General features: G+C 65.7%; 20 protein-coding genes. 3 read left to right on the forward strand and 17 right to left on the reverse strand.

The annotated features are described in order from the left end of the window. Nucleotides 1–112 precede the first annotated feature (112 nt). The 3 genes from QME71_01265 to QME71_01275 form a co-directional block, all read right to left on the reverse strand. A complete protein-coding gene (locus QME71_01265) occupies nt 113–2,353 on the reverse strand; it encodes a glycosyltransferase family 39 protein (GenBank protein ID MDI6856936.1) in 2,241 nt (746 codons plus the stop codon). Then, on the reverse strand, nt 2,350–3,993 hold the full coding sequence (locus QME71_01270) for a glycosyltransferase family 39 protein (protein ID MDI6856937.1): 1,644 nt from the start codon (nt 3,991–3,993) through the stop codon (nt 2,350–2,352). Before QME71_01270 ends, QME71_01265 begins: the two co-directional genes overlap by 4 nt. Before the next feature lie 323 nt (nt 3,994–4,316). After that, complete coding sequence (locus QME71_01275) at nt 4,317–4,526, reverse strand: molybdopterin-binding protein (GenBank protein ID MDI6856938.1); 210 nt, start codon at nt 4,524–4,526, stop codon at nt 4,317–4,319. Between the two features lie 174 nt (nt 4,527–4,700). Here QME71_01275 and QME71_01280 point away from each other — a divergent pair, with 174 nt between their 5' ends. Next, complete coding sequence (locus tag QME71_01280; protein ID MDI6856939.1) at nt 4,701–5,714, forward strand: DNA recombination protein RmuC; 1,014 nt, start codon at nt 4,701–4,703, stop codon at nt 5,712–5,714. Nucleotides 5,715–6,092: 378 nt separating this feature from the next. Here the strand turns inward: QME71_01280 and QME71_01285 are convergent, their stop codons facing one another. From QME71_01285 to QME71_01350, 14 genes are all read right to left on the reverse strand, one after another. Next, complete coding sequence (locus QME71_01285; GenBank protein ID MDI6856940.1) at nt 6,093–6,380, reverse strand: ferredoxin family protein; 288 nt, start codon at nt 6,378–6,380, stop codon at nt 6,093–6,095. A gap of 128 nt (nt 6,381–6,508) precedes the next feature. After that, the gene (locus tag QME71_01290; protein ID MDI6856941.1) at nt 6,509–6,967 is read right to left on the reverse strand and encodes a cupredoxin family copper-binding protein; all 459 of its coding nucleotides are present in this window, start codon (nt 6,965–6,967) and stop codon (nt 6,509–6,511) included. Nucleotides 6,968–7,119: 152 nt separating this feature from the next. After that, nucleotides 7,120–8,829 carry an adenine deaminase gene (gene ade, locus QME71_01295; protein MDI6856942.1) on the reverse strand — a complete coding sequence of 570 codons (1,710 nt, stop codon included), beginning with the start codon at nt 8,827–8,829 and terminating at the stop codon, nt 7,120–7,122. Then, on the reverse strand, nt 8,826–9,359 hold the full coding sequence (gene hpt, locus QME71_01300) for a hypoxanthine phosphoribosyltransferase (GenBank protein MDI6856943.1): 534 nt from the start codon (nt 9,357–9,359) through the stop codon (nt 8,826–8,828). The genes ade and hpt overlap by 4 nt, the downstream gene beginning before the upstream one ends. 121 nt (nt 9,360–9,480) lie before the next feature. Then, on the reverse strand, nt 9,481–9,576 hold the full coding sequence (locus QME71_01305) for an AURKAIP1/COX24 domain-containing protein (GenBank protein MDI6856944.1): 96 nt from the start codon (nt 9,574–9,576) through the stop codon (nt 9,481–9,483). 92 nt (nt 9,577–9,668) lie between these two features. After that, nucleotides 9,669–9,848, reverse strand: a complete 180-nt coding sequence (locus tag QME71_01310) for a hypothetical protein (GenBank protein ID MDI6856945.1) — start codon at nt 9,846–9,848, stop codon at nt 9,669–9,671. 432 nt (nt 9,849–10,280) lie between these two features. Beyond that, on the reverse strand, nt 10,281–13,205 hold the full coding sequence (gene uvrA, locus QME71_01315; protein ID MDI6856946.1) for an excinuclease ABC subunit UvrA: 2,925 nt from the start codon (nt 13,203–13,205) through the stop codon (nt 10,281–10,283). Between the two features lie 167 nt (nt 13,206–13,372). After that, nucleotides 13,373–14,008, reverse strand: a complete 636-nt coding sequence (locus QME71_01320; GenBank protein ID MDI6856947.1) for a hypothetical protein — start codon at nt 14,006–14,008, stop codon at nt 13,373–13,375. 298 nt (nt 14,009–14,306) lie between these two features. Continuing rightward, entirely contained in the window at nt 14,307–14,945 is a 639-nt protein-coding gene (locus tag QME71_01325; protein ID MDI6856948.1) for a haloacid dehalogenase, read from the reverse strand. A gap of 15 nt (nt 14,946–14,960) precedes the next feature. Beyond that, nucleotides 14,961–15,296 (reverse strand): zinc ribbon domain-containing protein, encoded by a 336-nt coding sequence (locus QME71_01330; GenBank protein MDI6856949.1) that lies wholly within the window; start codon nt 15,294–15,296, stop codon nt 14,961–14,963. A 16-nt stretch (nt 15,297–15,312) separates the two neighbouring features. Then, nucleotides 15,313–15,687, reverse strand: coding sequence for a zinc ribbon domain-containing protein (locus tag QME71_01335; protein MDI6856950.1), 375 nt, complete (start codon nt 15,685–15,687; stop codon nt 15,313–15,315). Then, a complete protein-coding gene (locus tag QME71_01340) occupies nt 15,688–16,431 on the reverse strand; it encodes a PD-(D/E)XK nuclease family protein (protein ID MDI6856951.1) in 744 nt (247 codons plus the stop codon). Between the two features lie 2 nt (nt 16,432–16,433). Next, complete coding sequence (locus QME71_01345; protein ID MDI6856952.1) at nt 16,434–16,826, reverse strand: YraN family protein; 393 nt, start codon at nt 16,824–16,826, stop codon at nt 16,434–16,436. Further along, complete coding sequence (locus tag QME71_01350) at nt 16,823–17,470, reverse strand: ribonuclease HII (protein MDI6856953.1); 648 nt, start codon at nt 17,468–17,470, stop codon at nt 16,823–16,825. Before QME71_01350 ends, QME71_01345 begins: the two co-directional genes overlap by 4 nt. Before the next feature lie 149 nt (nt 17,471–17,619). Between QME71_01350 and QME71_01355 the strand changes: the two genes are divergently transcribed. After that, nucleotides 17,620–17,832 (forward strand): tautomerase family protein, encoded by a 213-nt coding sequence (locus QME71_01355; GenBank protein MDI6856954.1) that lies wholly within the window; start codon nt 17,620–17,622, stop codon nt 17,830–17,832. Nucleotides 17,833–17,993: 161 nt separating this feature from the next. Beyond that, nucleotides 17,994–19,946, forward strand: coding sequence for an ATP-dependent zinc metalloprotease FtsH (ftsH, locus tag QME71_01360; protein ID MDI6856955.1), 1,953 nt, complete (start codon nt 17,994–17,996; stop codon nt 19,944–19,946). The last annotated feature ends 78 nt before the right edge of the window (nt 19,947–20,024 follow it).

A 20,024-nucleotide genomic window follows, 5' to 3' on the forward strand; every position in this document is an offset into this window, starting at 1 on the left:
CTGCCGCGGCTGCAAGCGAGCGCCTGTCTTTCCCACCTGCCGGCAGGCAGGCCCACCCGCCCACTACTCTGTCGGGCAATCAAGGGAACACAGCACAATCGGCCGGCAGCGATTACGGGGTGGCGTTGCGGAGGCAGACGAGGTAGGGGCGGCCGGCCATCGATGGGTGCGGTTTCACGCACGCCTCCTCGGGTGACGGCGGCCCCTCGAACGTGGCGTAGACGGTGAAGCTCTCGCCGTCCGATTCGTACCAGTAGCCGTAGCGGTGCACGTCTCCTCTCGGGTCGATCAGCGTTTCCATCCCGATCCGGTCGCCGATGACGCAGAGTTTGTCGAGATCGGTGTAGGCGCAGGAGGTCTGGACGCTGCCGCCGGTGTCGGGGAAGTTTCCGGTCTCCTCGCGGTAGTCGAGCAGGGCCTCCCTGATCCGCGATAGCGCCGCCCGCCGCTGCTCGTCGCGCTCGGCGGCGGCGGGCGGCGTGTACGGCTCCTCGCCTTCCTCCGGCGGCTTCGGCGTCGCACCCGGCGGAATCAGCAACGCGACGGCAATGGTCTTGTCGGAGCCGTCGGGGTAGTGGATGTTGTGGGTCGGGGCGTCCGGATAGCGGCGGCGGAGCTCGTCGATCACGGCCTGTTTGTTGGGGACGGCCTCGATGATGAAGGCGGTCCCCTTTTCATTCGCGAGGGGCATGCCCAGGAGTTCCGTGGCGTCGGTGGTGTACGTGTAGACGCGCTGGAAGGGGTCGCCGCTGCCCTGGTAGCTGAGGTACGTGAGGGCGTCGCGCGGCCAGTTGCCGGCGGCAAGGTGGACTTCGTAGTCGGGGGCGATGGTCTTGACGTAGCGTCCCACGCGCGTCGTCTCGGGGTAGAAGCCCCACTGCGTGCGCCTGTTCGGGCCGAGATAGTCGTCGAAGGTGACGGCTCCCGCATAGACGAGGACGACGACGAGGCCGGCGTTGAAGGCGGGGGTCAAGTTCGGGTAGGAGGCGCGGAGCCATCGCCAGGACTCGACGAGGAAGACGGCGGCGAGGGCGACAGCGGGGATGACGGAGCCGATGTCGCGGTTGCCGTTGGGCTTGCTGGCGACGCCGACAAGCTGCGAGAGGACGAGCATGACGACGAGCAGGAAGTAGCCGGGGTGATGCCAGCGGACGACGGCGAGGACGAGGGCGAGCACGGAGCCGAGCACGAAGAAGACGGAGAGCGGCTGATCGAGGAGGGGCTCGCGCACGAAGAAGTCGTCGCCGTTGCCGCGGAAGTTGAACATGAGGGCGGCGGCCTTCAGGTTCTCCCACAGCGGCTCCAGGCTGCCCGCGGCGTCGATCTGGTTGCCGATCCAGAGGAAGCGGCTGCGGCCCGTAAACAGCTCCCAGTGGTTCAGCGCGTACCAGCCGAGCGGCGAGAAGGCGACGACGGCGGCGGCTGCGAAGAGGCCCCAGCGGGCGAGCTGCGGGCGCTTGAAAAGCAGTGTGCGGTCCTTCAGGACTTCGTACGCTATGTAGGCGACGGCAATGAAGGGGATGATGCGGGCGGCATCGTAGGTGTCGAGGCTGAGGCCGAGGAAGACGCCGGCGAGGACGAAGTCGCGGAGGCGCCGCTCCTGGACGGCGCGGAGCAGGAAGTAGAAGACGAGGACGTAGAAGAGGGGCACGAGTATCATCCGCCATCCGACCTTGCTCAGGGTCATGTGCCAGCCGGAGACGGCGAGGAAGAACGTGGCCACGAGGGCGAAGCGGGGGCCGAAAAGTCGTCGCGCGAAGAGGTACATAGGGACGAGGGTGACGATGCCGACGCTGATCGCGGCGAGCTGGATCGCGAACTGCGTGTGGCCGACGATCAGCTGCCAGAAGGCGATGATGTAGTGGAACATCGTCTCGCGGCCCCAGGCGGCGGGCGTGTAGGGAGCGTAGTCGATCCCCTGGGTGATGGTGATGGCGTAAAGTCCGTTCCAGGCGGCGTCATGGTTGAGGCCGGGCGGGATGTCGCCGATGCGGTAGAAGCGGAAGAGGACGCCCGTCCCAAAGGCAGCGGCGAACAGCGCTATCTCGAGGAGCCTCGGCATGGGCGGCTCGTGGGCGCCGGAATCGCGGGCGGAGGAGTCAGAAGCGGCCGGGAGACGGCGGGCGAACCAGAGCGCCGCCAGGAAGACAGCGATCGCAAGCGCCCAGAGCGCGAGACCCGGGTCGAGGCGGCGGTCCTCGACCAGGCGGTGCTGCGCGAAGAAGCCGAGGGCGACGGCCATCACGACGAAGGCGACAACGCGGATGCGCGCCGCGGCGAGGCTCTGCGACGCCCTCGACCGCTTTGCGGCGGCGGGGGAAGACGGAGGTTGCTGCGGCTCGGAGACGGTCATCGGCTCAACGTCGGGGGCGGCGCGGCTTCGGGGAAGCTGCTGCGGTCTCGCACTTCCACAAGATCAAAGGCGACTTCTCCATAGGGGTACATGATCTGGTCATGGACGACGTAGAAGTAGTCGGGCGTTTGCGACTCGGGCCGCAGGGCAAAGAGCTGTCTGAGCTGAGGATTATACCTATCGGTGGTGCCGATGACGCATCTGGGCGGTAGGCATCTGTCCAGCGTGTAGAAGTGGTAGAAGATGTCGGGGGCGTTGAAGGCAGGCTCGAGGACAAACTGGTCGTAGTCGTCTTGCACGGTCTCAAAGTACTCTATCACCTCCTGGGCGCCGTACTGCCAGCCCCAGAAGCCCGCGGAGAGCTTCGGGTACTCGTCGTGGTAGCGCTGCAGGTAGGAGGCGAAATTGTTGAGCGCGATCGCCGCGACCGCAGCCACGAGCACGGCCGCAAGCGCCGCTCCTATCGGGCGCGGTGAAGCGCGCGTTCTCCATTTTATTTTCGACAGACCGTCGACGGCCACGAACACGCCGTAGCCGGTGACGAGGGCGAAGACGAGAGAGCCCGCGATAGCGCGGCTGCTGATCGGGCTATCGACGGTGATGGCACCCGGCACGGGGTAGAGCAGCAACAGGGCGAGCACTATCGCCTTCTCGCGGCGGAGCGGCCACAGGAGGCCGAGCAGGCCCAGGAGCAGAAACGGGAGCTGGATGTAGTACAGGTTGCCGTATCCCGGCAGATAGTGTCTGGTTATCGCCCCATCATCGGCGCGATCGAAGAGAAAGCTACGCGTAAAGTAGGTGCGGTAGTGCTCCACGAAGGTCTCGGCCGTCTCTCGGGCGCTCAGGTCCTGGTTGAAGATGTTGACGTCTTGCGCCCGGTCCTCTCCCCCTGCAAGGTGCAGAATCATCGGGATCGCCACCAGCATGAATATCCATAACGAGAAAGCCGTCCATGTTCGCTGCTGCCACAGCTCTTTGCGATAGAGGATGACGAGCAGGACGACCAGCGGTGGCAGGATCGCCCAGGCGGCGCGATAGCTGTACAGGGTGATCCCCAGCACGAGGGCCGCGGCCGGCCACCAGCGCGGGTTTCGGGCGCCCATCAGGAACAGCGAGAGGCCGACGGCGAGAAAGAACGGGAAAGTGACGATTTCGAAGCCGATGCGCGAGTAGTGCACGTGCCAGGGGATGATGGCGAGGAAGAACGCGGCGGCCAGCCCGACGCCGGGCCGGCGAAAGAGCGTCCACCCCAGGAAGAAGACAGCGAGTATACTGAGGGTGCCGTACAGGGCGGTGGTCAGCCGCACGGTGAGCTCGGTGAGGCCGAGCAGGGCGATAAGCGGCACCTCGGAGTAGACGAACAGGCCGAGCTTGTACTCGCCGAAGGCGCGGAAGAAGACAGGCATGCGCACGCCGAACTCGTCCTCGCCCGTCTTGAGGATCTTGTAGGCGTTGTAGCCGAAGGACGCCTCATCGCAGAAAAAGCCGACGGGGTTCTCGGTCAGGGAGACGGTACGCACGATCGCGCCGACCGCGAGGATGACGCCGACGGCGCCGGCGAGCAGCAGCGGGCGAAGCAGGGGCTGACGGAGGAACGCGAGCCGTCGCCGCACGGAGGCGGCCGTCTCTGTCGCGCTCATGCTGACACCGATGGCGGGCGAGCGGCGACCGCTGCCAGAGACCCGCTGTGGAGCGGGGGAACCCGCCTTGGAAGGCAGCGGAGGGCGGTATACGGGAGACGCATGGGTAAGGAAGCCGCTCGTCAGTATGTATTGGCACCCCATTGCGGTGCGTTCAAGAAGTATACTTCGCGGGGGGGCTCCAACGTCAACCGGCGTGGCCTATGGGAGACGTCTTTCGGCGACGGCAACCGTTCAGCGCTGATGATGGGGGACCAGCCATCGCGGACAGCGCGCGCGGCGACGTTCGCCATTAATTGTTCCCGCCACAGGAAGGCCTGGTGTTATTCGACGGCGATCATCACGTTTGTGGCCTTGATGACGGCGTAGACTTCCTTTCCGCGGTCGAGCCCGAGTTGCCGGGCGGAGGTCTTCGTGATAACGGAGACTACCTCGACGCCTCCGGGCAGTCCGATGACGACCTCCGAGTTGATGGCGCCGTGGGTGAGTTCCTTGATGGTGCCCTTGAGTATGTTGCGAGCGCTAATCTTCATTGGCGGCCTCCTTTGCCGGCTTTCGCAGGGCGCAGCCTGTGTTTCTAGGATAGCACCCGAACCAAGGCGACATCCGGCGGAGGGCGTACGCCCGGCAGGTGCGCGGGGTTGACGTCGGTGTTAGAATACGTGTTCGTAGGAGTGAGTATTCGCAGAGACAGCCGGGGGTGAGGCATGGAAGCGATCGTAATCATTCTGGTGGTCGTGCTGGTGGGCATCGTCGCGGCGCTGATGGTCGACAGGCTGCGCGGGGAGCGCACAAACGTATCGCAGGCGCTGGAGTCGGCGCAGCAGCGGCTGGAGCAGCGCATCGAGGGGCTGGACCAGCGGCTGACGCAGAGCCTGGGCACCGTCCAGCAGACCCTCACGCAGTCTCTGACGGCGACACAGGAGACGATGCAGAACATCGGGCAGCAGCTCGGGCGGCTGGAGAGTTCGAGCAAGCAGATGCTGGAGATCGGGCAGGATATCAGCGGGCTCCAGGACATTCTCAGGCCCCCGAAGCTGCGCGGAGGCTTTGGGGAGCTGCTGCTGGAAAACCTGCTTTGCCAGGTGGTGCCCCAGAACCACGAGATGCAACACTGTTTTCGCAGCGGCGAACGGGTAGACGCGGTCGTGCGGCTCGGCGGCGGCATGGTACCGGTCGACTCGAAGTTCCCGATGGAGAGCTTCAACCGGATGCTGGCAGCAGCGTCGGAGGAAGAGAGGGCGTCGCTGCGGCGCGCGTTCCTGCGGGACGTAAAGGGGCACATAGACGCGGTGGCGAAGTATATCCAGCCGGACGAAGGCACGTTGGAGTTCGCGCTGATGTACATACCGGCGGAAGGCGTGTACTACGAGACGTTTTTCAGGGACGAGCGGAGCGATGCGGGCGACAGCGCCTGGACTTATGCGATGAGTAGACGGGTGATACCGGTGTCGCCGAACAGCTTCTACGCGTATCTGCAGGCGATTGCGTTGGGGCTCAAAGGGATGCGAGTGGAGGAGAGGGCGCGGGAGATCATCAGTCACCTGGCGCGCCTGGACCGCGAGTTCGAGCATTTTCGCGGAGAGTTCGAGACGTTGGGCACGCACATCGGGCGGGCAAAGACGAAGTACGACGAACTGGACAAGCGAGTAGGACGGATGGGCGACCGGCTCTCGGCGCCGCTGCGGGAGGAGTGGAAGGAGCTGCCGTCAGGCGAGTGAGCGAGGGCGCCGACGCCGGGTCGGACGGCGAGACCGGGGGCGACTCTGCGCATGGTGATTGGCATCGTTGCCCCACGGGCTGAAGCCCGCGGCACCTTTTCTTGAACCCTTGCCGTTCCTGCCGCCGCTCGAGGAGTGGGAAGCGTTGCCGCCCCCCGAATAAGCGGAGCCGCAGCCGCCGAGACTAAGCCCGGCCGAACGCCGTTGCGGCTCCAGCCGCTGCCGCTACTCAGAGGGGTGACGTTCTTCTTCCCACCCGCCCGCCCACAAGCGTCATACCGATCCAAGGGGACACCCCTTGAACCCCGGCAGAGGGGAAATCCCCTCTGCACTCCCCTGGGCCCGAGCACCTGTTCGCAGGCTTAAGGGGACAGTTTGCTAGGCGGGTTTGATGGCGTTTACGCGGGCGCGGACGGCGTCCTTGTCCTGGTACCAGAGCGCGTTGAGTTCGATGAACTGCTTGGAGCCCTCCGGCACGTCGTCTTCGGCAAAGATGGCGCTCACGGGGCAGGAAGGCTCGCAGGCCCCGCAGTCGATGCACTCGTTCGGGTCGATGTGGAGCATGCGGTCGGCGTCGCCCTCGTCGTGGATGCAATCGACGGGGCAAACGTCGACGCAGGCCCTGTCCTTAACGTCGATGCAGGGTTCGGTGATAACGTAGGTCATAGTGAATCGGCACCTCCATTAATGGTGGCGCAATTGTACAACGGGGCACAATCTTCAGGGAAGCCTTTTCGCAATTAGGCGCTTACTTTAGTTGCTCTTCGCCCCGCCGCCGGCACGCTTTCGCCGGCTCATTCCTCCACGACGACCTCAGCCGTCATGAACGGGTGCGGCGTGCAATGGTAGGGATACGTGCCCGGCTCATCGAAAGTCTGCGAAAAGCTGTCGCCTCTGCTGAGGTTGCCGCTGTCGAAGGCGCCGTCATCGGCGGTGGCGGTATGGACGGACGGGCCTTCGTTGGTCCAGGTGACGGTGCCGCCGGCGCGAATGGTCACTGCTGCCGGGTCGAACTCGAAGTCGCGGATCGTCACCGAAGCGCTCTCTGGCGCTTCCGTTTCTCCGGGGGTGACTGCCGTCGTGGGAGTGGTGGGAGCGGTCGCTTCCGGCGGGGGCGTCGTCGCCGGAAGCGTGCGCGCGGGCGACGGCGTAGCTTCCTCCTCGCCGTCTCCGCCACACGCCGCGAAAGCGAGCGCAGCCAGGGCCAGCGCGGACAGCCCGGCGAGCGCCAGGATACGGGTCCTCTTGCTCATCTGCATCAGGTTCCCTCCTTCCAAGTGATAAGGTCAGGACGCGCGCCCGGAACCTGATCGGCCGGCGCGCTGGGTCAATCGCCCGCGGGAGGGGGAAGGGAAGGGGACGCTCTTTCGCCCCTGCTTTGATTGTACCACCGCGTCAAGGCGGGCTAGCCGCCGAAGTCGAAGAGAGCGCCCCTGTCGACATCGACCAGGCCACGGTCGGTCAGCTTCAGCGACGGGATGACGGGGAGCGCAAGGAAGGAAAGAGCAGCGAAGGGGTCATCGAGGAGGGCGCCGAGCGAAGCGGCGGCGGCGTTGGCGGCGGCAAGGGCGGCGGCAACCATCTCCACAGGGTCGGCTGACATGAGGCCGAGCACGGGCAGGGGCACGTCCGCGAGGTTGCGGCCGTCGGCGATGACGGTCAGGCCGCCCTGCATCGACTCGATGCGGCGAACGGCCTCGAGCATGTCGTCGTCGTTCGTGCCGGCGACGATGATGTTGTGGGAGTCGTGCGCGTAGGAGGAGGCGATGGCGCCGCGCTTGAGGCCGAAGCCTTTGACGAGACCGACGCCGACCCGCCCGCTGGCGTGGTGCCTTTCGACGACGGCAAGCTTCAGTATGTCGCGCTCGATGTCGGGGACGATGCGGCCGCCTTCGACGCGCGCATCCTCCATCCTCCGGGCGGTGAAGATCTGACCGGGGACGATTTCGATGACCGGATAGCGGGGGCCGGCCGCGGGCAGGGCGAAGGAGTCGCGCGTCAGGGGGCGCATGTTGACGCTGCGCGTGAGCAACGGGTCGATCTCGGCGGGCGTGGAGAAGAGGGCGGCGCCGTTCTCGGCGACAAGCTCCCCGTTGACGTACACCTGGGCGACGTTCAGCGGCTGGAGGTCGTCGGCGACAATAAGGTCGGCCCGGTAGCCGGGGGCGATGGCGCCCACGCCCGTCAACTGGAAGCACGCCGCGGCGTTTATGGTGACGAGCTGGACGGCGCGGATGGGGTCGAGGCCGAGGGCCACGGCCCTGCGGACCACGCCGTCGATGTCGCCGTCTTCGAGGAGGTCGGCCGGCGAGCGGTCGTCGACGACGAGGAGACAGCGCGATGCGGTGCGGTCGGTGACGAGGGGAAGGAGCTCCCGGAGGTTTTTCTCGGTAGTGCCTTCGCGGATCATCACGTACATGCCGCGCCGCAGCTTTTCGCGCGCCTCTTCGAGGCGGATCGACTCATGGTCGGAGCGCGGGCCGGCGACGAGGTAGGCGTTGAGGGCGTTGCCGCTGAGCCCGGGGGCATGGCCGTCGATGAGGCGTCCCCCGGCGGCCTCAACGCGCGAAAGGACATCGGGGTCAGTGGAGATAACGCCGGGGAAGTCCATCAGCTCGCCGAGGCCGAGGGCGCGGGGAAGCCGCAGGGCCTGCCGTATCTCGTCGGGGCCGAAGGAGGCGCCGGCGGTCTCGAGCGGGGAGGCGGGAACGCAGGAGGGGGCCATGAGGTAGAGCGCCAGCGGCGTGCGGGCGGCGGCGCGGACGGCGGCCTCGATGGCGGGCAGGCCGGCAACGTTGGCGATTTCGTGCAGATCGGTGACGACGGCGGCGGTGCCGTGGGGGACGACGGCGCGCGCATACTCGGTGACCCAGAGGTGGGAGCTTTCGATGTGGGTGTGGCCGTTGATGAAGGCGGGCAGGAGGAAGCGGCCGCGGAGGTCGACGGTCCGGCGGGCCTGGTAGCCGGCGCCGATGGCGGCGACGCGCCCGGCGAAGAGGAGCACGTCGGCGGCTTCGATCTCAGCGGTGAAGACGTTGACGACGCGGGCGTTCGCGAGAAGGAGGTCGCCGGGCGCGTCGCCGCGGGCCACCGCGATCGCTTCGGCGAGGCTCATCGGTCCAACTCCAGCACGCTGATATCGGGAAGGGAGCGGTACCTCTCACTGTAGTCCAGCCCGTAACCCACGACCCAGCCTTCCTCGATCGCAAAGCCGTAGTAGTCAACGCTATCGCCGATCCGTGGAAGCTCAGCCTTGCGGACGAGCAGGGAGCAGACGCGCACGCTGGCGGGCTGTCGCCGCGCAAGATAGCGGAGGAGCGACTGTAGGCTCCTGCCGGTGTCGACGATGTCCTCAACGACGAGGACGTCGCGTCCCTCCAGCTCCGTCCGCGGCTCGAGGAGGATGCGCGCCGTCGGCGAGGCGGCGCTTCCCTTGAGGCCGTAGCGCGAGAGCTGAATGAAGTCGACCTCGGGAAGGGTCTCCATGCGGCGCGCGAGGTCGGCGAGGAACACGTAGGCGCCCTTGAGCACGCAGAGGAAAAGGGGGGCGCGGCCCGCGTAGTCGCGGTCGAGCCGGCGGGCAAGCTCTTCGACCTTGTCCGCGATGGCTTCCCTGCTAATCAGCGGCCGCAGCGATTCCCTCATGGCTCCTGATCGCAGTGTACTACGAGCGGCAAGCAAACGCCCGTTGCCTGCGCTCCAGGGCGCTGCTTTTGACAGACGGCGACGGTGCCTGATGCCTTGAGGGTAGGTGCGCTCAGGGGGACTACTTGTGCTTGCGCTGCCAGCGGGTCTTCTTGAGCATCTTGCGGTACTTGTGCTTGCGGATTTTCTTCCGCCGCTTCTTTACGACTGACGGCATACACTCTCCTCAAGTTGGACTACGTAGCGGATTATATCACGATTCCGTCAATCGAGCAGACCTTCTCAAGCGGACCGCAGCAATTCGGCCAGTCATGGGAGTCGTATCGCTCCGGGCAGAAACGCCGAAAGGTTCTCCGGGTCTTCTTCCCAGCGCGATGGGTTCTCGGCGATGTACGCCCTGGCGCGATTCATCTCGTCTTGATCGCGGATGACGTGCTCGTAGTAGTTCCGCTGCCGAAACGGGAAGACCGGGCGTGCCGCGTATCCCATTGATGCGTTTCGTGGAAACGGTCTTGAAGGCTCCCACCGATGGACCCAAGGTCTTCCGTCTTGGCCCCGTAGTAGGGGCGGTTCGCGAACCGCCCCTACGCGTCTCGTTAATTACGATTATGCCGTGCAGGTGATTGGGCATGATGACGAACGCGTCCAGGCTGACAAATGGGTATTGATGTTCGAGCCAGAGCCACGTTTCTTCGGTCACGGCGCGAAAACGAGGATCATCCGCCAGCAACACGCGATCCCTGCAAACGATCGTGACGAAGTAGGCGCCCGGCTAGGCATAGTCATACCCGGCGAGGCGGATGGAGCGGCGATGATGTTTTGCCGGGTCGTAGGTCATTTGCCTCCGTCGTCGTGTACTACCCTAAGCACCCACCGCAAAACGCGACCGTGCCGGGGCCGTCTCATCGCAGCCGCGCTTCCCTACTCGACCGCGTTCCGGCGAGACGCGCCCTTGCCGGATGTCACAGCGGGCGCCTTGAGTTTGGGGCGGAGGTAGCGGCCTGTGTAACTGTCGTCGCGCCGAGCGACCTCTTCCGGCGTCCCTTCCGCCACGATGCGTCCGCCCTCATCGCCGCCCTCGGGGCCGAGGTCGATGATGTGGTCGGCGCTCTTTATCACGTCGAGGTGGTGCTCGATTATCACCACCGTGTTGCCGCTATCGACGAGACGCTGGAGGACGCGCAGCAAGGCGTACGTGTCCTCGAACGAGAGGCCGGTGGTCGGCTCATCAAGAATGTAGAGCGTGCGGCCGGTGGAGCGGCGTGAGAGCTCGGTGGAGAGCTTGACGCGCTGCGCTTCGCCGCCGGAGAGCGTCGTCGCCGGCTGGCCGAGTCGGATGTAGCCGAGGCCGACGTCGCGCAGCGTCTCCAGCTTCGCCCTCACCTTGGGGAACGCGGAGAAGAAGTCGAGCGCCTGGTCGACGGTCATGTCGAGCACCTCGGCGATGTTCTTGCCGCGAAAGGTTATCTCAAGGGCCTCGCGGTTGTAGCGCTTGCCCTTGCAGACCTCGCAGGGGACCGTCACGTCGGGGAGGAACTGCATTTCGATCTGGATGTAGCCTTCGCCGGCGCAGGCCTCGCAGCGGCCGCCCTTCACGTTGAACGAGAAGCGCCCCGGCCGGTAGCCGCGCATCCGCGCCTCGGGAACGGTGGCGAACAGCTCTCGGATGGGCGTGAACGTGCCGGTGTAGGTGGCAGGGTTGGAGCGCGGCGTCCGTCCGATGGGCGACTGGTCTATGTTCACGACCTTGTCGATATGCTGAAGGCCGGAGATGCCGTCGCAGTCGCCGGGACGGTCGCGGGCGCCGTAGATGATTTGCGCCGCCTTCTTGTAGAGGATGTCGTTTATGAGCGTGCTCTTCCCCGAGCCGGAGACGCCGGTGATGCAGACGAACTTGCCGAGCGGGATATGGACGTCGATGTTTTTGAGATTGTTCTCGCGCGCGCCCTCGATGGTCACGACGCGCCCGTTCCCCGGCCGCCGTTGCTGCGGCAGCGGAATCTGCCGCTTGCCGGAGAGGTACTGCCCCGTTATCGACGCTGCGGCAGCCATGACGTCGTCGATTGTGCCGGCGACGACGACTTCGCCGCCCTGCTCGCCTGCGCCGGGCCCCATATCGATGATGTGGTCGGCGGCGCGCATCATCGCCTCGTCGTGTTCGACGACGAGCACCGTGTTCCCGAGATCGCGCAAGCGCTCGAGGGTGCGGATGAGGCGCGCATCGTCGGCGGCGTGCAGGCCGACGGTAGGCTCATCGCAGACATAGAGGACTCCCATGAGGCCGGAGCCTATCTGGGTGGCGAGACGGATGCGCTGCGCCTCGCCGCCGGAGAGGGTGGCCGTGCGCCGGTCCAGCGAGAGGTACCCGAGTCCGACCTCGACCATGAAATCGAGGCGGGCGCGTATCTCCTTCAGTATCTGGTGCGCTATCGCCTGCTCGCGCGCCGAAAGCGGTGTATCCGGTCCCGCCAACCGTGCGAACCACTCCTGGGCCGCCACGATGCTCATGCGCGTCGTCTCCGCGATGTTCCGGTCCCCCACCGTCACCGCCAGAGACTCCGGCTTGAGGCGGTCGCCCTTGCAGGCGGGGCACGGGCGTCCCGTCATGTAGCGCTCGATCTCGCCGCGCACGTAGTCGGAGTCGGTCTCGCGGAAGCGGCGGTTGAGGTTGGGTATGACGCCCTCGAAGGTGGTGTCGTAGTACTGGGTGCGCCCGTACTGGTTTACGTATTTCATGGTGACGAGCTCGCCGGTGCCGTAGAGGAGCCTGTCGATGTGCTGCTGGTCCAGCTCGCGGACGGGCACGTGGGTGGAAAAGCCGTACTTGTCGGCCACGGCCTCGATCATCCGGTAGTACCAGGTGGACATGGTGCCGGTGCGCGCCCAGGGCTGGATCGCGCCCTGCGCCAGCGTCAGGTTCTTGTTCGGGATGACGAGGTCGGGGTCGATCTCCAGCTTCACGCCGAGGCCGGTGCATTCGGGACAGGCGCCGTGAGGGCTGTTGAAGCTGAAGTTGCGGGGCGCGAGCTCGCCGATGCTGATGCCGCAGAACACGCACGCGAAGTGCTCTGAGTAGAGGCGCTCCTCGCCGCCCTCGATGGCGACGAGGACGACGCCCGCGCCCAGCCTGAGCGCCGTCTCGACGGAATCGGCGAGGCGCGAGCGTTCGCCGCCGGCTCCGTCGCCCTCCGCGCCGTCGACCCGCGACGCCTCCGTGACCAGCCGGTCGACGACCACCTCGATAGTGTGGCGCCGGTTCTTGTCGAGGACGATGTCTTCGCCGAGGTCGCGCACCTGGCCGTCGACGCGGACGCGGACGAAGCCGGCGCGTCGGGCGTCCTCGAATACCTGGAGGTGCTCGCCCTTGCGGTCGCGGATCAATGGGGCGAGGACCATGATGCGCAGGCCGGCGGGCAGGTCGAGGATGGAGTCTACGATCTGCTGCACGGTCTGCCGCTCGATGGGGCGGCCGCAGTTGGGACAGTGCGGGCGGCCGGCACGGGCGAAGAGCAGGCGCAGGTAGTCGTAGATCTCCGTTTGGGTGCCGACGGTGGAGCGCGGGTTGCGGCTGGCGCCCTTCTGGTCGATGGAGATGGCGGGCGAAAGCCCCTCGATGTAGTCGACATCGGGCTTCTCCATCTGGCCGAGGAACTGCCGGGCGTAGGCGGAGAGCGACTCGACGTAGCGTCGCTGGCCCTCGGCGTAGATGGTGTCGAAGGCAAGGGAAGACTTGCCGGAGCCGGAGAGGCCGGTGATGACGACGAGCCTGTCGCGGGGTATGGCGACGTCGATGTTCTTGAGGTTGTGTTCGCGCGCCCCGCGAACGACGATGGAATCGGAAGTCAATCTGCCGGCCCGTCAGATGTGAAATGGAATGCGGGCTCGTCCGGAAGCCCAACAGTAAATTGTAGCATCTGGAGAAAGGGGCAACAACGGACGTAGAGGGCGTCTGAAGCGCAGGGGCGGGCTATGTGCCCGCCCCGGGTTGCGTCATCGTTTGGTTTCTCGCTAGCTCAAGAGCGGCGCTCTTTCAAGAGCACGGCCGCCGACAGCCCAACGGCGGCAAAGCCCGCCAGCGCGAGCCACAGTGCGTTCTTCCGCCAAGACGAAGGCGAGTCGTCTGCGACGCCCGTTCGTGGCGGGCTGGGCTGTTGGGACGAGGGCGAGACCATGGTGAGCGCGGATAGGACGGAGCCTTCCGGCATAGTGATTCCGCTTCCTCTCACCTCGATGCCGACCCTCATGGTCCCTTCAAATTCCAGCGCGATGCGCAGGGCAATTTCAACGGCACCCGGACCAGGTTGATTGGGAAAGACGACATCGATTTGCCGCGCCTCGGGGAAGGCAACCGTCGCTTCAGGCCCCGCCAAGGTGGACAACGACACGAAGGACGCCGACCCTTCCGTCCACAGCAGTTTTAAGGTGGCGCCCGGCTCCCTTGGGTCTGCCACGCCTTCGTAGTCGATGCGATAGACAACAGTGTCCCCCGGATGGGCGCTGGACGGGCCGCTAATTACGTAGCGAACGGGCCAGACAAAGGGCGTGGGAGTAGGAACCGGCGTCGCGGCTTGTACGCGCAGCGTTGTCGAGAGAAGGACCGACAGTACAATTGTGCCCAGAATGGATATTGGGCGCGCGAAGAGATTCACAGCCAAGCTCCCCTTACTCTCCCCCAACGTGATCCTTCTTAGGAATAACGCGGATTGCGGCGCAAGCGATGGTCGGATTCGTTTGACCCCCGGACGCATGCAACTGGCGGAAGCATACCACAATCAAGGACGACGACGACAGTTCATACGAGAAGCAGCCGCTGCCGTGCGTGGAAACATGAACGCTCTACTTCCCACCCGCCCACCCGCAGGCTTCTTTTTGCTCTCAGGGGGACACCCCCTGAAACCCCCGGCAGAAGGGGCAGTCCCCTTCTACACATACCCCGGCCTTGCTCCGCTAGAGGCGGGACTCGAGCTGCTCGAGCTTGCGCTCGAGGTCGCGCTGGCGGACGGCGACGGTGAGGTCGCCGCGCGTGCGCTCGAGGATTCCGCGCACGGCGTCGGCTGTGCGGCGCAGGCCGCCGGTGAGCGCCTCGGGGTAATCGAAGGTGACGAGGACGCTGTAGATGTCGTCCATGATCGAGAGCAGGTTCTCGCAGCGCTCGATCTCGCCGCCGCGCAGGCTGTCGAGCAGGTGGCGCCGCAGCTCGCCCACGGCTTCGCCCATCCCGTTGAGGTAGGCGCTGTACTCGACGTCGAGAGTGTGAGGTTCGGGCAGCGGACGGCCATCGATAAGGGCGAGGGCCAGGCAGGCCTCGGCGTACTCCTTCTGGGCGTCGTGCACGAAGCCGGCGTGGAAGATGTCGGGGTGCGGTTCGAGGGCGGCCTTCGCCCGTTTGAGGAGATCGGCGGCGCGTTCCAGCGCCTTTTCAGCCGCGTCGAACTCCTCGCGGTGAACGGCGCGGATGGCGTTGGCGGAGAGGCGCAGCGCCTCGCGGCAGCTCGCCAGGCCTTCCTCGCGGGCGTGGTGCTTGGCCTCGAAATCAGCCCTTATGTGTTCGACGAGCGTCTCCAGGTCGCGCATGCGCTCTTCCAACGTACCGGCTCCGTTCTAGAGGTCCTTCAATTGAGGCGGCAGCTCGCCTTCCCGCGCGGCGTCGATCATCTTCCTCGTCGGCTCGGGAACCTCTTCGCCGTACTCGCGGAACTTGCGCTCTACCCAGCGCCCTATCTGGCGGGGGTCGCGGTAGTCCTCGAGGCGCTTGGGCTCGCCGAGCTCTTCCATGATGGTCTGTGTCGACTTGTGATAGGCGAAGCCTGAGACGGCCCGCGAGAGCTTGTCGCTACCGCAGTGCTTGCAGGCGGCTTCGTAGTCGCTGCTCTGCGTCTTGACGAAGATGCTGGTAAGTCGGCCGCAGTCTTCACACTTGAACTCGTATATCGGCATCGCTGGACTCCACGAACTAGTCTTCGTCGAACGGCGAGCATTCCTCTTCTCCACCGTCGAACTCGTCCGGCATCTCACCGGCCTCCATGCGGTCGATCATTTCGTCGAACTCGGCGTCGCCGCCCTCGCCGAAGCGGGAGCTCATCTTGCGCGCCCACGCTGCCATGCTCTTGGGATCGTTTTCGTCGACGCCGGCGAAGAGCGAGTCGTCGTTCTCCATCGACTCGAAGATCGCTTCTTCGCCGCGGACGACGGCGAATGTGGATATGAGGCGCGTCAGGTCGTTGCTGCCGCAGCGCGAGCAGGAGACGGTGGCGGGCGCGCCGACGCGCCGCTGGAAGACGCTCACGCGGCTCCGGCAGCGGTTGCAGCGGTACTCGTAGATCGGCATCTACCAGCCCTCCAGCAGTCTGCGCCCAACGATCTCCTCGCGCTGCGGGCAGATCTCCTGGTAGTCGCAGAGGGCGCAGTGCTTCCCCACTACGGGGAAGTATTCGCGTTCCGCAAGCATCTCTTCGTAGGCGGTCAGCGCCGAGGCAAGGCTCGCGTCCAGGTCGTCGCGCCGGGGCTCGACGCTCCACACGCTCCCGTCGTCGAGATAAAGATATGATGCCCTGGCGACAGGCCGACCGAGCGCCGTCTCCAGGATAATAGTATATATGTGAAGCTGTTCGGAGTCGACCTCTTCCGGCCGGCGGCCCGTCTTGTAGTCGATGATGTGCAGCCCGCGCCTGTCTTCGTCCACGCGGTCGATGCGGCCGAGGAGCGCGAGGTTGGGGTTCACGGGCGCCTCGAAGTAGCCTTCGAGGAGGAGCGGGCGGGCGGCAAGATCGTGCATCTGGGCGAAGGTGCGTATCTGGGCGAGGGCGCGCTGGCGCCAGCGCTCCTCGTCGGCGAGGTCGGTGAAGCCGGCGCGGTTGTGCTGCCAGCTTTCGAGGAGGAGGTCGACGAGGGCGTCAGGCGTACGCTGCGTCGCATCTTCGAGGGAGAAGAACGTCTTGAGGGCAGTGTGGACGTGCGCGCCCATGGTGTTGTAGGCGGTGGGCCGCGTGGGTATGCGCTCGACGTACTGGTACTTGTAGCGCCGGCGGCACTGCCGGAAGACTCTGAGCCGGAACGAGGAGAGTTTGAACATCCCTATCCGTTCGGTGCGACCGGAAGCTCGTCGCCGGAGAAGGCGTTCTCGATGTGCTCGAGGCGCAGAAGCCGGCCGTCGGGCGCAAGATCGATGGCGATCACGTCTATGCGCCTGTCCTCGGGGGCGTCCGGCTGCTCCAGGCAGTAGGCTTCCGCCGCCTCGCGGATGCGCGCGCCCTTCTCGGGCTTGAGCGACTCGGCGGCAGAGCCGGTCGCTCGCCCGCGGCGGGTCCGCACCTCGACGAAGGCGAGACAGCCTCCGTTTTCCGCTATTATGTCAATTTCGCCCTGCCGGCAGCGGAAGTTGCGCGCGCGAATCCGGTAGCCACGCGATTCGAGGTGGGCGGCAGCCAGCCGCTCGCCGAACCGGCCCAGGCGCTGACTCTCGCTCATTGCGCCGCCTCCGCGCCCGCAACCGAGAAGCAGGACGCCACAGGAGCGAAGGAGCGGCGGTGTATGGGACACGGGCCGAGCCGCGCGAGGGCGTCCAGATGGGCGGCGGTCGAGTATCCCTTGTTCCGGGCGAACCCGTAGCCGGGGTAAAGCTCCTCGTATTCCACCATCATGCGGTCGCGCTCGACCTTCGCGACGATGGAAGCGGCGGCGATGGAGGTGCAGAGGGCGTCGCCGTCGATTATCGCCTCGTAGGGCACGCAGAGGTCGGGCAGGGCAAAAGCATCGATGAGCGCGTATTCGGCGGCGGGCGCGAGAGCGTTGACGGCGGCGACCATGGCGGCGCGTCCGGCGGGCGCAATGCCGATCTCGTCGATCCGCTCCGGCGGCTCGATCCCCACCCCAACGGCTACCGCCTTCTCGCGAATGACGGCGGCCAGCTTCTCCCGCATGGAGGCGGTCAGGAGCTTGCTGTCGCGCACGTCTCGCAGCCACCGGAACCGGCAGCGCGCGGGAAGGACGACGGCAGCCGCGACGACGGGCCCGGCAAGAGGGCCGCGCCCCACCTCGTCGACGCCGGCGATGAGGCGCAATCCGCGGCGCCAGAGGACGAGTTCACGTTTGAGGGTGGGAGGCGGCTCCATCGCGTCGCGTTCTCTCTGCGTTCCGCTGCGATGCTAGCACAGCGGGATCGGGGAGGTAAAGACACCCTGACGATGCGGCCTGACCCGGCGGTAACGGAACGCGCAGCCTCTACCTCAGCTTATGCTATCATCGCAGACGTTAAACACCGCTGCAAGAAAGGAGACGGCAAATGCCGATAGTCCGTGTCGAAATGTGGTCCGGGCGCACGCACGCCCAGAAACAAGAGCTCGCCCGCGCCATCACCGAACTCGTCTGCGACATCGCCCACACCACGCCCGAGTCCACCATCGTCATATTCCAGGACATCGAGCGCGAGAACTGGGCCCAGGCGGGCATCCTTTCGTCCGACGAGCAGCCGTAGGTAGTGGCGTATCGCTGAAGACGGTCGATAATCCCATTGTCTGACGGATCGCAGCCGCGGGGCGCTGCTGCCGGCCGTTACCTTTCGGGCGGACCCCCGGTCTGTTATAATTCAAAGGGCGAGGTATTTGCTTCGCCGGGACGGATTGGACAGGAGACGCTATGGGCTCTCGCTGGATGCGTAATACATTTGTCTACCTCCTCATCGTCGTCGCTGTCGTAGCGATTGTCTGGTCTTTCCTCGGAACGCGTCCCTCGACTACCGAGAACAAAGACCTCGGCGAAGTCATTACGCTCGCCCGCCAGGGAAAGGTCGAGAGCATAGAGGTCGACGGCGATTCACTTACCGTTCACCTGCAAGGGGACTCCCAGACGTACAAGTCGCGCAAGGAATCGGGGTCGAACATCTACCAGGTGTTCCACGATGCAGGCGTCACCCCTGACCAGCTTGAGAACATCGAAATCAAGGTGAAGGAGCCGAGCCGCTGGGGCAACTGGCTTCCCCTCCTGCTGAACTTCCTGCCGTTCATCATCTTCGGCGCGATCCTCATATTCATGCTCAGACAGGCGCAGGGCTCGAACTCCCAGGCGATGAGCTTCGGGAAGAGCCGCGCCCGCATGTTCTCCGGAAACAAGCCGACGGTGACCTTCAGCGACGTGGCCGGGGTAGACGAGGCGAAAGAGGAGCTGCAGGAGGTCGTCGAGTTTCTGAAGTACCCGGAGAAGTTTGCCTCGCTTGGAGCGCGCATACCCCACGGTGTGCTCCTCGTCGGGCCGCCCGGCACGGGCAAGACTTTGCTGGGGAAGGCCGTCGCCGGCGAGGCGGGCGTCCCATTCTTCTCGATCAGCGGCTCCGAGTTCGTCGAGATGTTCGTCGGCGTGGGAGCGTCGCGGGTGCGCGACTTGTTCGACCAGGCGAAGCGCAACGCCCCCTGCATCGTCTTCGTCGACGAAATCGACGCCGTCGGCCGGCAGCGTGGCGCGGGCCTCGGCGGCAGCCACGACGAGCGCGAGCAGACCCTCAACCAGATACTCGTAGAGATGGACGGCTTCGACACCAGCACCAACATCATCGTGCTTGCCGCCACCAACCGCCCCGACATCCTCGACCCCGCGCTACTCCGTCCGGGCAGGTTCGACCGGCACGTGATCCTCGACCGGCCGGACATCAAGGGCCGCAAGGCGATCCTCGAGGTGCATGTCAGGGGCAAGCCGCTCGACAAGAGCGTCGACCTGACGGTGCTGGCGAAGCAGACGCCCGGCTTCTCGGGCGCCGACCTCATGAACCTGGTGAACGAGGCGGCCCTGCTCGCCGCCCGCCGCAACAAGAAGCGGCTGGGCATGCCCGAGTTCAACGAGGCGGTCGACCGCGTCATCGCCGGGCCGGAGCGCAAGAGCAGGGTCATCAGCCCCAAGGAGAAGGAGATAATCGCCTACCACGAGGCGGGCCACGCCCTCGTCGCGCGCAAGCTTCCCAACGCCGACCCCGTGTTCAAGGTCACCATCGTGTCCAGGGGCATGTCCGGCGGCTTCACCCGCTTCCTCCCTGAAGAGGACCGCAACCTGCGGACGCGGTCGCAGTTCCAGGACACGCTGGCCGCGACCCTCGGCGGGCACGTGGCGGAAGAGATCGCCCTCGGCGAGATGACGACCGGCCCCCAGAGCGACATCGAGCAGGCGACAAAGATCGCGCGGCAGATGGTCATGCAATGGGGCATGAGCGAGCGCCTGGGGCCGCGCACATTCGGGCGGAAAGAAGAGCTCGTCTTCCTCGGACGGGAGATCGCCGAGCAGCGCAACTACAGCGAAAAGGTCGCCGAAGAGATCGACGAAGAGGTCCGGCGCATCATCGATCACGCTTACCAGCAGGCAAAAAAGATACTGACGGAGAACCGCGGCAAACTCGACCAGATCGCCAAACGCCTCATGGAGGTGGAGACGCTGGAGGGCGAGGAGCTGGAGCACGTCTTCGAGGCGCCCCTGGACGAGGTGTTCCCACCGGTCGAGGTGCCGGGAGAGGAGCCGAAGGCGGAGCCGCCGGAGGAGCCGAAGGAAGAGGAGCCCGCCGCGGAGCCGCAGGTCGGCAAGCCGGGGCTCGTCTGGGGCAGTCAGTAACTCCGCCGCTTTCGCGACGCCACGCACGATAGGCCCCACCCGGGCCTATCTCGTTGAGCGGCGCACTCGGGCCAGCAG

It is taken from the genome of Dehalococcoidia bacterium (assembly GCA_030018455.1).
Classification (GTDB): domain Bacteria; phylum Chloroflexota; class Dehalococcoidia; order DSTF01; family JALHUB01; genus JASEFU01.